Raw genomic sequence first — 12,361 nt, 5'->3', positions numbered from 1 at the left:
CTCCGTCATCGACGCAGAGGCCAGCGGCGCCATAGAACGGCCAACCGGTCAGTCCCGTGCTGGACTTTGCAGCAAACTACCGACCTCAGCGCAGATGTCAACCGCGTCCCGATCAGCGGAAACACCACGTTTCCGCAGGTGGGAGCGGTGTCGGTTCAGCGCCGTTCCAGGCCGGTCAGAGCCCCCGGCAGATCGCCGGTGTGGACGACCCCGAGGCGGCTCGTGGCCCGGGTGAGGGCCACGTAGAGGTCGCTCGGGCCGCGCGGCGACTCGCGCAGGATCCGGCCGGGCTCGACCACGATCACCGAGTCGAACTCCAGCCCCTTGGCCTCGGTCACCGACAGCACCGCCACGGGCGCGTCCAGCGCGGCCGGGCCGGGCCCGGTGGCGGCATCGGGCACGACGGCCCGGACCATCCGCCCGGTCTCCCCGACCATCCCCGCAGGGGCGATGACCACGAGGCGGCCCCCCTCGACGACCTCGGCCGCGACCGCGGGACCCGCCTCCACCAGGGACGCGACCCGCAGGGCCCACGGCCGCTCGCCGGTCTCCCGCACCGACTCCGGCGCCTTCAGGTCGGGGCCGACCAGTTCGAGCACGCGGGCGGCGACCTCCATCAGCTCGGCGGGGGTGCGGTAGTTGACGCTGAGCCGCTCCTCGCGCCAGCGGCCCGCGACGTACGGGTCGAGGACCCGCGCCCAGCTCGCCGCGCCGGCGGCCGACCCGGTCTGGGCGATGTCGCCGACGATCGTCATGGAGCGGCTCGGGACGCGGCGCATGATCACCCGCCAGGCCATCTCCGACAGCTCCTGGGCCTCGTCCACGATCACGTGACCGAAGGCCCACGTGCGGTCTCTGGCGGCCCGCTCGGCCGTGGTGAGATATGTCTCCTCGGCCTGCTGCCGTTCGGCGAAGCGCTCGGCGTCCATGATGTCGGCCAGGCCGGTCAGTTCCAGCACCTCACGGGCGTAGGCGATGCGCTCCTCACGCTCCTGCTCGGCCCGGCGGGCCGCCCGCAGCACGCCCTCGTCGATGTCCCCCAGCAGCTCGGCGGCCTCGTCGAGCAGCGGCACGTCGGCCACGCTCCACCAGTTCTCGCCCGGCTTCTCCCCCGCTTTGGGCGGCTCGCGCAGCAGCAGGTCGCACTCCCGCGCGCCCAGCCCGGCCGCCGCCATCCGCTCGCGGTCGGTGAACAGCCCGATCAGCAGCTGCTGTGGGGTCAGGTACGGCCACAGCCGGTTGAGCGCCACCCGCACCGGCTCCTCGGTGCGCAGGTCCTCGCGCAGGTCGGCGAAGTCGGCGTCGTCGAGCGCGCCGCGCCCCAGGTGCCTGGCCGCCTGCCGGGTGAGCGCGGTCAGCAGGTGCCGTACGAACACGGCCCTGGCCTGGTTGTGCGGCCGGCGCGAGCGGTGGGCCTTCGACCTGGCCGACTCCAGCGTCTGCCGGTCGAGCTTCAGCGTGAACTTGTCGAGCCGGATCTCCACGGGCGTGCGCGGCATCCGCTGGCGCTCCCGTACGGCCCGCGCGATCACGTCGGCCATCCCGATCCGGCCCTTGACCGCGGCGGCCTCGGGCGGATCCTCCCGGGTCGCGGTCAGACCGGGGTACAGCTCGCCCACGGTGGACAGCAGCACGTCGGTCTCGCCGAGGGACGGCAGCACCTGCTCGATGTAGCGCATGAACGTCGGGTTGGGCCCGAGGATCAGCACGCCCCGGCGTTCCAGCCGCTCGCGGTAGGTGTACAGGAGGTAGGCGGCGCGGTGCAGGGCCACCACGGTCTTGCCGGTGCCCGGCCCGCCCTGGACGACGAGCACGCCGTTCAGGTCGCTTCTGATGATCTTGTCCTGCTCGGCCTGGATGGTCGCCACGATGTCGCGCATGCGGCCGGTGCGCTTCTCGCCGAGCGCGGCCAGCAGGGCAGCCTCGCCGTTGAGCGAGGCCCGGTCGGCGTCGGTGAGGCCGTCGAGGTCGAGCAGGTCGTCGTCGATCGCGGTGACCCTGCGGCCCCGCGTGTGCAGGTGCCGCCGCCGGGTGACGCCCATCGGGGCGGCCGGGGTGGCCCGGTAGAACGGCTGCGCCACCGGGGCCCGCCAGTCGATCAGCAGCCGGTGCTGGTCGTCGTCCGACAGGCCGATGCGGCCGATGTACAGCCGGCTCGCGTCGGCGTGATCCAGCCGGCCGAAGCACAGGCCGTTCTCCACCGCCCACAGGCGGGCCAGCCGCTGGGTGTACATGACGGCGAAGCTGTCGCGCTCCGAGCGGTTCTGGTGGGTGCCGAAGGCCCCCTGGGCCAGCACGGCGTCGAGCTGCCCGCGCGTGCGCTCCCGCAGCACGTCGAGGCGCTCGTACAGCGCGGCGACGTACTTCTGCTCCCGGGCCAGCTCGCCCGTCGAAGACTGTGGCATAGGCCGCCAGATTCTACGTGCCGTCCCGCTCTTTGCCCGCATCGGGCACGAGGGGGTCACAGGTGGATCTCGGCGTCCAGCGCGCTCTTGACGGCGTCCGGGCCCGTTCGTACGGTCGCGTCCATAGTTAGGAAACTTTCCTAACGCATGGCGGTAGGAGAACGCATGACCCGGCCCATCGCGGGGACGCCGAGCCTGCTGCGCGCGATCAACGACCGCGCCGCGCTGATGGTGCTGCTGGAACGCGGTCCGCTGACCCGGCCCGAGCTGGGGGCGCTGACCGGCCTGTCCAAACCGACCGCCTCCCAGCTGCTGGCCCGGCTCCAGGAGGCCGGCCTGGTCGTCCTGGACGGCATCCGCGAGGGCCTGCCGGGCCGTACGGCGGAGCTCTACCGGATCAACCCCCGCGCGGCGCACGTGGCGGCGCTGGACGTCACCCCGGCGCGCATCGCGGTCGCGGTCGCGGACGTCACCGGCGCGGTCGTCGCCGAGCACCGCCTGGCCACGCCCGGGCGCACCGGCGGCGACGTGGTGGAGCGGGTCAGAGCCGCGCTCACGGGGGCGTGCGGCCCGGCCGGCCTCGACCCGACGGAGCTGAGCCGGGTGGTCGTCGGCATCGGCGGCGCCGTCGACCCCTCGACCGGCAGGCTCGGCTACGCCGCCCACATCCCCGGCTGGCACATCCCCGACCTGATCGGGACCCTCCGCGACGGGATCGGCGTGCCGATCGACGTGGAGAACGACGTCAACCTCGTCGCGCAGGCCGAACGGTCCCGGGGCAGCGCCCGCGGCCACCAGGACTACGTGCTGCTGTGGGCCGACGAGGGCATCGGCGCCGCCCTCGTCATCGGCGGCCGCCTGCACCGCGGGGCGACGGGCGGCGCGGGCGAGGTCGGCTACATGCCCGTGGTCGGCGCCCCCACCGCGCGGGACGTCGGCAGGCGGGCCAACCACGGGTTCCAGGCGCTGTCGGGCGGCCCGGCCGTGCTCGCCCTCCTGCGCGCGCACGGCGTGCGCGGCTCCACCCCGGCGCGCGCCGTACGCAACGCGGTCGCCGCCGCGGGGCGCGGCGGCCCGGCCGGCGAGAGCGCGCGCGAGGCCCTGCGCGACCTCGCCGGCCGTCTCGCGCTGGGGCTGGCCGCGATCACCGCCGTGGTCGACCCCGAGATCGTCGTGCTGTCCGGCGGCGTGCTGCTGGCGGGCGGCGAGGTCCTGCGGGAGACGGTCGAGCGCGAACTGCACGCGCTGACCATCCCCCGGCCCCGCGTGCTGCTGTCCACCCTGGAGGGCAACCCCGTCCTCGCCGGGGCCCTCGACCTCGCGCTCGGCGCCGTACACGAGGAGCTGTTCGGCGCGGTGAACACATCCCCTTCTATGCGCTAGGGAGGCACCCCCCATGAAACGCCTTCTCCTCGTCTCCGCTGTGACCGGGCTGGCCGCGCTCACCGCCTGTACGGCCGGCACCGAGAGCGGGCCGCCCAAGGTGGCCCAGAGCAGGGCGAGCCACGACCCGGTCACCATCGAGTTCTGGCACGGCTTCAGCGCCGACAACGAGCTCAAGGCCTTCGACGAGACCCTCGCCGGCTTTCGGAAGAAGTTCCCCTGGATCACGGTCAAGCCGACCAAGGCCGTCCAGGACTCCCAGATCCTCCAGTCCGTGCGCGGCGGCAACCCGCCCGACGTGGCCCTGTCGTTCACCACCGACAGCGTCGCCGAGTTCTGCAAGGCCGGGATCTTCCAGGACCTCAACCCGTACCTGAAGGCGAGCGGCATCGACCCGGCGGCGCTGTTCCCGAAGGTGATCGCCGAATACACGCGGTATCAGGGCAAGCGCTGCGTGATGCCCATGCTCGCCGACGCGTACGGCCTCTACTACAACAAGGCGCTCATGAAGGGCCACGAGCCCCCGAAGACGATGAGCGAGCTGGCCGACCTCGCCAAGAAGCTGACGGTCAAGGACGACAAGGGCGACATCAAGGTCGCCGGGTTCGTCCCGACCAGCCAGATGTACGAGAACGCGCCGATCCACACCGGTGTGATGGTCGGCGCGAAGTGGACCAACCCCGACGGCACCTCGGCCATCGGCTCCGACCCCCAGTGGAAGAAGCTGATGACCTGGCAGAAGGACCTCACCGACTGGTACGGCTACGACAGGCTCGAGAAGTTCCGCAAGAGCTTCGGCGACGAGTGGTCGGCCGAGAACCCGTTCACCACGGGCAAGGTCGCCATGGCCGTCGACGGCGAGTGGCGCACGGCCATGCTCGCCGCCGACGCCCCGGACCTCGGCTACGGCACCGCGCCGCTGCCGGTGGCCGACGACCAGCCCCAGCGGTACGGCGCGGGCTTCATCACCGGCACCGTCATCGGCATCCCGCGCGGCGCCGGGCACCCGGAGGCCGCCTGGGAGCTGGTGAGATACCTCACCACCGACACCGGCACACTCGTCACGCTGTCGAACGCGATCAGGAACGTGCCGAGCACGCTGCCCGCGCTCCAGTCGCCCGATCTCAAGAAGGACCCGAACTTCCAGACCTTCCTCGACGTCTTCGCCAACCCGAACAGCACCACGCTGCCGGCCCACGTCAACTCCGTCTTCAACCAGCAGACGCTGCAGGAGGCGCAGATCAAGTGGGAGTCGGGCCGCGCCTCCGACCTGGACGCGCTGCTCGCCGAGGTCGACAAGAAGATCGACGAGAAGCTCAAGCTGACGGCGGGCGGCTGAGCCGATGCGTGGGAACCTGCGCGCCCTGCTCTACCTGTCCCCCTGGCTCGCCGGGTTCGCGATCTTCTTCGTCTACCCGCTGCTGTCCACGGTCTACTTCTCCTTCCAGCGGTACGACCTGTTCACGCTGGAACCGGTCGGGCTGCTCAACTGGGAGTACTTCCTCAAGGACCAGGCGGCCTGGACGGCGATCCGCAACACCCTGTGGCTCGTCGTGGTGATGGTCCCGCTGCGGGTGCTGTTCGGCCTCGGCGTCGCCCAGCTGGTGACCCGGCTGAAGGCCGGCGTGGGGGTCTACCGCACGATCTTCTACCTGCCCGCCCTGGTGCCGCTGGTGGCCGGGACGCTCGGGTTCGTGTTCCTGCTCAACCCCGGCACCGGGCCGGTGCAGGCGATCCTGTCGGCCGTCGGGCTGCCCGCGCCGGACTGGTTCGGCGACCCTGCGTGGTCGAAGTGGGGGCTGACCCTGCTCGGCCTGTGGTCGGTCGGCGACCTGATGGTCATCTTCATGGCCGCCCTGCTCGACGTGCCCAAACAGCTCTACGAGGCCGCCGCCATCGACGGCGCGAACGGCTGGCGGCAGTTCACGTCGATCACGCTGCCGGTGATCCGGCCGGTGCTGATGTTCGCCCTCGTCACCGGGGTGATCCAGACGCTGCAGTACTTCACCCAGGCCGAGGTGGCCGCGCGGGTGGCGTCCGGGGCGACCGACTCGGCCGGGTCGGTCTTCACCCCCGGCTACCCCGACCAGTCCACGCTGACGTTCCCGCAGTGGCTGTTCCAGCAGGGCTTCCGCGACTACGCGATGGGCTACGCCTGCGTGCTCGCGCTGGTGCTGTTCGCGGTGGCGATGGCGTTCACGCTCATCCTGCTGCGGCAGTTCCGCTTCACGGAGGAGGAGTCGTGACCCGGACCGCGCTGCTGTGGGTCGCCCGGCACGCGCTGGCCATCGCGCTCGCGCTGGTGTTCCTCGGCCCGCTGGTGTTCATCGCGCTCACGGCCCTGATGAGCGACCGGCAGGCGCTCACCTCCGACCTGTGGCCGCACACCTGGAACTGGGGCAACTTCGCCGAGATTTTCGCGAAGGCGCCGCTGCTGACCTGGATCCGCAACACGCTGCTCTACTCGCTGCTCGCCACCGCGTTCATGCTGGTGTCGTCGATCCCCGTGGCGTACGCGCTGGCGCGGTTCCGCTTCCGCGGGCGGCGGCTGGCGTTCCTGCTGGTGATCACCACGATGATGCTGCCGCCGCAGGTCGTGGCGGTGCCGATCTACCTGATCTGGGCCCGCTTCCACCTGACCGGCACGCTGTGGCCGCTGATCCTGCCGATGCTGCTCGGCGACGCGTTCTCGATCTTCCTGCTGCGCCAGTTCCTCGTCACGATCCCGCGCGACTACTCCGACGCGGCGAAGGTCGACGGCTGCGGCGAGTTCCGCACGCTCGTGCGGGTGATCCTGCCGATGGCCCGCCCGGCCATCGCCGCCGTGGCGCTCTTCCAGTTCTTCTACTGCTGGAACGACTACTACGGGCCCCTGCTGTACGCGGGGACCGACCTGGACAACTGGACGCTGTCGCTGGGGCTGGCGGCGTTCCGGTCGGTGCACCGCGTGCAGTGGAACCTCACGATGGCCGCCACGCTGCTGGCCATGGCCCCGGTGATCGTCGTGTTCTTCTTCGCCCAGAAGGTCTTCATCGAGGGCGTCAAGCTGACGGGAGTCAAATGAAACTGGCCGTTGTCGGGGGCGGTTCCACGTACACGCCGGAGCTGATCGACGGTTTCGCCCGCCTGCGCGGCGAACTGCCGCTGTCGGAGATCGCGCTCGTCGACCCCGACGAGCACCGGCTCGCGACGGTCGCCGGGATGGCCCGGCGGATGCTCGCCCGCGCCGGGCACCCGGCCGCGCTGACCACAGCCACCCGCGTGGAGGACGGCGTCGCCGGGGCCGGGGCGGTGCTGCTGCAGTTGCGCGTCGGCGGCCAGACCGCCAGGAACGTCGACGAGACCCTGCCGCTGGAGTGCGGCTGCGTCGGGCAGGAGACCACCGGGGCCGGGGGCCTCGCCAAGGCCCTGCGGACCGTGCCGGTGGTGCTCGACATCGCCGAGAAGGTGCGCGCCCTCGCGCCCGGCGCGTGGATCGTCGATTTCACCAACCCCGTCGGCGTCGTCACCCGGGCGCTGCTCGACGCCGGCCACCGGGCGATCGGGCTGTGCAACGTGGCCATCGGGTTCCAGCGCCGCTTCGCCGCCCTTCTCGGCGTGGCCCCCGGGCGGATCACGCTCGGCCACGTCGGGCTCAACCACCTCACCTGGGAACGGTCCGTCCTGCTCGACGGCGTCGACGTCCTGCCCCGCCTGCTGGACGACCACGGAGAGGAGATCGCCGAGTCCGTCGGCCTGCCGGTGGAGCTGGTCCGCCACCTGCGCGCCGTGCCGTCGTACTACCTGCGGTACTTCTACGAGCACGACCGCGTGGTGGCCGAGCAGCGGACCTCGCCGTCGCGCGCGGCCGAGGTGGCCGCGATGGAGGCGGAACTGCTGGAGATGTACGCGGACCCGGCGGTGGACACCAAGCCCGGCCTGCTGGACAGGCGCGGCGGCGCGTTCTACTCCGAGGCCGCCGTGGCCCTGGTCGCCTCGCTCGCCGGCGACCGCGGGGACGTCCAGGTCGTCAACACCCGCAACAACGGCACGCTGCCGTTCCTCGACGACGACGCGGTGATCGAGGTCCCGGCCGCCGTCACGGCCGCGGGCGCCGTCCCGCTGCCCGCCGATCCCGTGGAGCCGCTCCACCGGGGCCTGATCGCCCACGTGTCGGCGTACGAGTCGCTCGCCCTGGAGGCGGCGCTGCACGGCGGCGCGGACCGCGTCAGGGACGCCCTGCTGGCCCATCCGCTGGTCGGCCAGGCGTCCCTCGCGGACGGCCTCGCCGCGCGCCTGGTGGAGGCCAACCGCGCCTTCCTGCCTTGGGCGGTGTCGAGGTGACCCTGCCGCGCACCGTGCTGGCGGTGGACGGCGGCAACAGCAAGACCGACGTCGCCCTCGTCCGCGAGGACGGCACGGTGCTGGCCGCCGCGCGCGGGCCCGCGTTCCTGCCGCAGAGCGCCGGGACCGGCGCCGCCGTCGAAGTGATCGGCCGGACCGTACGGCGCGCCCTCGCCGGCGAGACCGCCGCGCCGCCGTACGCCGACCACGTCGCGGCGTACGTCGCGGGGGCGGACCTGCCGGTCGAGGAGGAGCGGCTGCGGGCCGAGCTGCTGGCGCGCGGGTACGCCGCGAGCGTGGTCGTCGGCAACGACACCTTCGCCCTGCTGCGGGCCGGGTCGTCCACCGGATGGGGCGTCGCCGTCGTCTGCGGCGCCGGCATCAACGCCGTGGGGGTCTCCCCCACTGGGCGGGTCGCCAGGTTCCCGGCGCTCGGCCGCCTCAGCGGCGACTGGGGCGGCGGGCACCACCTGGGCGAGGAGGCCCTCTGGCACGCCGTACGCGCCGAGGACGGCCGCGGCCCCGCGACCGCGCTGACCGAGGCCGTGCGTGCCTGTTTCGGCACCGCCACGGTCGAGGAGGCCGTCGTCGGGCTGCACTTCGGGGACCTGCCGGGCGACCGGCTACACGCGCTCGTGCCGCCCCTGCTGGCCGCCGCCGCGGACGGCGACGCGGTCGCCGGGTCGCTGGTGGAACGACAGGCCGAGGAGATCGCGCTGCTCGGCGTCGTCGCCATGCGGCGGCTCGGCCTGCTCGCCGCGCCCTGCGAGATCGTGCTAGGCGGCGGCGTGCTGACCGCCCGCCACGCCCTGCTGACGTCGCTGGTCGAGCGGCACTACGCCGAGCGAGCGCCGCTCGCCCGGCTCGTCGTGGCCGGCGTGCCGCCGATCGTGGGCGCCGCGCTGCTCGGCCTCGACCGCCTCGGCGCGCCCCCCGAGGCGTACGCCCGGCTGCGGGCGCACTTCGCCCAGGAGGGGGACGGCGCTCAGCCGGTCACGTCGCCGTCCAGCTCCTTCTCGATCACCGGGGACCGGTAGTCGTACGGCGTGCTGAGGACGACGGTCGTGCGCGTGCTCACGTTGGCCGACGCGCGGATCTGCTGGAGGAGCTCCTCCAGGGCGAGCGGAGAGGCGACGCGGACCTTGAGGATGTAACTTTCATCGCCCGCGACGCTGTGGCACGCCTCGATGGCGGTCAGATGGCTCAGCCGTTCCGGCGCGTCGTCCGGCGCGGAGGGGTCGATCGGCTTGATCGAGACGAACGCGGTCAGCGGAAGGCCGATCTCGTCGTAGTCCACGAGAGCGGCGTATCCGCGGATGACACCACGCTTCTCCAGCCTGCGTACCCGCTGGTGAACCGCGGAGACCGACAGTCCGGTCTCCTTGGCCAGATCGGTGAAGCTCATCCGGCCGTCAGTCGCCAGCAGAGTGACGATTCGGCGATCGATCTCCTCCACCCGAGCAACGGTAGCGGCGGCGGGACCTTCCCGGGGAATCGCCACCGGACGGCCGCCCCGCGAACGGCCCCGCCCCGTCCGCGGCGGCCGATTCCGTGAACGCGCGGAACCGCCGTTTCCCGAGAGCACGCGACGCGGCAGGCCCGCGCACCCTGATGACAACGCCGGTGCCGTGACCTACGCTGAAAAAGCTCCTCTCCGGTACCCCTCCGGCGTCCGCCCGATACCCAGGAGGAAACGGTCGTGAATGACGGTCGAATAGGAATCCCCGATTTGCGGGACGTGTCGCTCGCGGAATTGACCGCGGACGCGGACGGCGCCGTGAACCGCCTGGTGACGCATGTGCTCGGGGAGACGGAAACGACCGGGACGGCGGTGTTCAATTCGGCCATCTGACGGCGCCGCGCCGCCTTTGGTCACCGAATACGTCCTCAAGATTCACAACCGGTGCGACCTGGCCTGCGATCACTGCTACGTCTATGAGCACGCGGACCAGAGCTGGCGCCGCAAGCCGCGGGCGATCGGCGGGGCGACGGTACGGTGGGCGGCCCGGCGGATCGCCGAGCACGCGGCCGCGCACGGTCTCGGCGAGATACGCGTGGTGTTGCACGGCGGCGAGCCCCTGCTGCTCGGGGCCGCGGGGCTGCGCGAGGTCCTGGCCGTGCTCCGCTCCCGCGTCGATCCCGTGTGCCGGCTGGATCTACGCCTGCACACCAACGGCGTGCTGCTCGACGAGACGCTGTGCGCGCTCTTCGACGAGTACGCGGTGCGCGTGGGGGTGTCCCTCGACGGCGACCGCGCGGCCAACGACCGGCATCGCCGGTTCGCCGACGGGCGGAGCAGTCATCCCCACGTCCGCCGTGCCCTCGAGCTGCTGAGGCGGCCGGAGTACCGGCACCTCTACGCCGGGCTGCTGTGCACGGTCGATCCGGCCAACGACCCGATCGCGGTCTACGAGGCACTGCTCGCCGAGTCGCCGCCCAGCCTCGACCTGCTCCTCCCCCACGCGACCTGGGACCACCCGCCGCCCCGGCCCGATGGGGGCACGCCGTACGCGGACTGGCTGGGCCGCGTCCACGCCCGGTGGACCTCCGACGGCCGTCCGGTCGCCATCCGCCTGTTCGACTCGATGCTGTCCGCCGCGTCCGGAGGGCCCAGCCTGGGCGAGTCCGTGGGCCTCGACCCGGTGAACCTGCTGGTCATCGAGACCGACGGCGGCTGGGAGCAGGCCGACTCGCTGAAGACCGCCTTCGACGGAGCCCCTGAAACCGGGCTGAACGTCCGCACGCACGCGGTCGACGCGGTGGCGGCCCTTCCCGGCCCGGCGGCCCGCCGCGGCGGCCTGGCCGCGCTGTGCGAGACATGCCGATCGTGCGAGGTGGTCCGCGTGTGCGGCGGCGGCCTGTACGCGCACCGTTACCGCACGGGGAGCGGCTTCTCCAATCCCTCCGTCTACTGCCCGGACCTCAAGGCGCTCGCCGGTCTCGTCGTCCCGGCCGCGAAAGCCGCCCCCACCCCGGACGCCGGCTCCACGGGGACAGCCGCTCACACGCTGTCCCCGGCCGCCTTCGACTCGCTCGCGCGGGGCCCGGGCGATCCCGCGGCGGTGGCGGCGCTCGCGCAGGCCGGGCTGTCGCTGACCCGGGCGCTGGTCGCCCGCGTCGCCTCCGGCCTGCCGGACGGAGCAGGCGAACTGGAGCAGGCGGCCCGGGAGGGGCTGGCCCTGCTCTCCCGGGTGGACCTCGAACGGCCGGCGGCCGTGGCGGAGGTCCTCGCCCATCCGTGTACGGCCGTGTGGGCGTCACGCTGCCTGCGTCCGCCGCGCGCGGCCTGCGCCACGCTGGACCTCGCCCACCTGGCGGGGATCGCCGCCTCGGCCGCGCTGCACGCCGGAATGGAGGCCGAGCTGCCGCTCCCCGTCCGCGACGGCTCCCTGCACCTGCCGGCTCTGGGCGTGCTCCGGCTGGGGCGGCAGGCGGGCCGTACGATCCGCGTCTCGGTCTCCTCCCGGGGGCTGTATGCGGCCGGACGGCGGGTCACCGGGCAGGACCCGCGCTGGCTGCCCGTACGGTCGGCCAGGTTCGGTGATCGCACGGTTCTCGTGGACGACCTCGACGCCTTCCGCGGCCGGTCCGGATGGCGTCCGGCGGGCCGTCTCACAGGCAGCCGCTGGGAGGGCTGGAGGACCTGCCTGGACGGCGCGGGCAAGCGCCTGGAACAGGACGCTCCCGCCTACGCCCGCGCGCTCGGGGCGGGACTGCGGGCCGTGGTGCCGCTGCGCCCCGGGCCGCCCCGCGGGCACCGCGCGGGCGGCCTCCGGCATCCGCTGGGTGCGGTCGGGCTGCCGCCGCCGGGCTCCGGCGATCTCGAGGTCGCACTGCTCCGCGAGTTCCAGATCGCCAAGCTGGACGCGCTGACGACCCTGCACGGCCTCGTCGAGGTCACCCCCCAGGCCCCCGGCCGAATCCTCCGGGAGGCCTACGCGCGGCTGGCGCAGGCGGAGCTGTGGCGGGTCACGCCCGGCGCGGACGCCCGAGACAGGTTCGGCAGGCTCAGCGCGCGGATCCACGAGGCGATCGACGTCCTGACCGCCTCCGGATCCCTGACACCGCACGGCGTCCGGTTCGTCGCGGGCATGCGGGCGACCGTCGGCGCGTGGGCCGGGGACTGACCTCGCGAACCCCGGAAGTTCTCCGTGAGAAATGGTTACCATCAAAGCGATATAAGAAAGCGGGGTGTGCGGGTTGGGCGATCGGGCTTTCGCCGATCTTGATCCGCGGGCGCCGCTGTTCTT

Annotated in this window: 10 protein-coding genes; 8 read left to right on the top strand and 2 right to left on the bottom strand. The window is 72.8% G+C overall.

The genetic code is table 11. The annotated features are described in order from the left end of the window. Window positions 1-155: 155 nt before the first annotated feature. Window positions 156-2,405: an AAA family ATPase gene (locus HHX30_RS13730; RefSeq protein WP_169982305.1), complete on the bottom strand. Its 2,250-nt coding sequence runs from the start codon at window positions 2,403-2,405 to the stop codon at window positions 156-158. Window positions 2,406-2,570: 165 nt separating this feature from the next. Between HHX30_RS13730 and HHX30_RS13725 the strand changes: the two genes are divergently transcribed. Genes HHX30_RS13725 through HHX30_RS13700 form a run of 6 tightly spaced genes read left to right on the top strand, consistent with a single transcriptional unit; the run spans window position 2,571 to window position 9,148 of the window. After that, a complete protein-coding gene (locus HHX30_RS13725; RefSeq protein WP_169982304.1) occupies window positions 2,571-3,788 on the top strand; it encodes an ROK family transcriptional regulator in 1,218 nt (405 codons plus the stop codon). A gap of 13 nt (window positions 3,789-3,801) precedes the next feature. Next, a complete protein-coding gene (locus tag HHX30_RS13720) occupies window positions 3,802-5,127 on the top strand; it encodes an ABC transporter substrate-binding protein (protein ID WP_169982303.1) in 1,326 nt (441 codons plus the stop codon). 4 nt (window positions 5,128-5,131) lie between these two features. Next, window positions 5,132-6,034 carry a carbohydrate ABC transporter permease gene (locus tag HHX30_RS13715; RefSeq protein WP_169982302.1) on the top strand — a complete coding sequence of 301 codons (903 nt, stop codon included), beginning with the start codon at window positions 5,132-5,134 and terminating at the stop codon, window positions 6,032-6,034. After that, window positions 6,031-6,852, top strand: coding sequence for a carbohydrate ABC transporter permease (locus HHX30_RS13710; RefSeq protein ID WP_169982301.1), 822 nt, complete (start codon window positions 6,031-6,033; stop codon window positions 6,850-6,852). Before HHX30_RS13715 ends, HHX30_RS13710 begins: the two co-directional genes overlap by 4 nt. Further along, window positions 6,849-8,111 carry a 6-phospho-beta-glucosidase gene (locus HHX30_RS13705; protein ID WP_169982300.1) on the top strand — a complete coding sequence of 421 codons (1,263 nt, stop codon included), beginning with the start codon at window positions 6,849-6,851 and terminating at the stop codon, window positions 8,109-8,111. Before HHX30_RS13710 ends, HHX30_RS13705 begins: the two co-directional genes overlap by 4 nt. Beyond that, window positions 8,108-9,148, top strand: coding sequence for a BadF/BadG/BcrA/BcrD ATPase family protein (locus HHX30_RS13700; RefSeq protein ID WP_311922359.1), 1,041 nt, complete (start codon window positions 8,108-8,110; stop codon window positions 9,146-9,148). Before HHX30_RS13705 ends, HHX30_RS13700 begins: the two co-directional genes overlap by 4 nt. Here HHX30_RS13700 and HHX30_RS13695 read toward each other — a convergent pair. Continuing rightward, complete coding sequence (locus HHX30_RS13695) at window positions 9,097-9,567, bottom strand: Lrp/AsnC family transcriptional regulator (protein ID WP_169982299.1); 471 nt, start codon at window positions 9,565-9,567, stop codon at window positions 9,097-9,099. The two genes, HHX30_RS13700 and HHX30_RS13695, sit on opposite strands and share 52 nt — an antisense overlap. Before the next feature lie 273 nt (window positions 9,568-9,840). Here HHX30_RS13695 and HHX30_RS42670 point away from each other — a divergent pair, with 273 nt between their 5' ends. Together HHX30_RS42670 and HHX30_RS13690 are read left to right on the top strand one after the other, a co-directional pair. Then, window positions 9,841-9,963, top strand: a complete 123-nt coding sequence (locus tag HHX30_RS42670; protein ID WP_283246767.1) for a hypothetical protein — start codon at window positions 9,841-9,843, stop codon at window positions 9,961-9,963. A 16-nt stretch (window positions 9,964-9,979) separates the two neighbouring features. Beyond that, a complete protein-coding gene (locus tag HHX30_RS13690; protein WP_211591982.1) occupies window positions 9,980-12,238 on the top strand; it encodes an FxsB family cyclophane-forming radical SAM/SPASM peptide maturase in 2,259 nt (752 codons plus the stop codon). The last annotated feature ends 123 nt before the right edge of the window (window positions 12,239-12,361 follow it).

Source organism: Microbispora sp. H10836, assembly GCF_012999525.1.
Lineage (GTDB): Bacteria > Actinomycetota > Actinomycetes > Streptosporangiales > Streptosporangiaceae > Microbispora.
The sequence above is the reverse complement of the archived record's forward strand: the minus strand, read 5'-3'. Positions and strand labels throughout refer to the sequence as shown.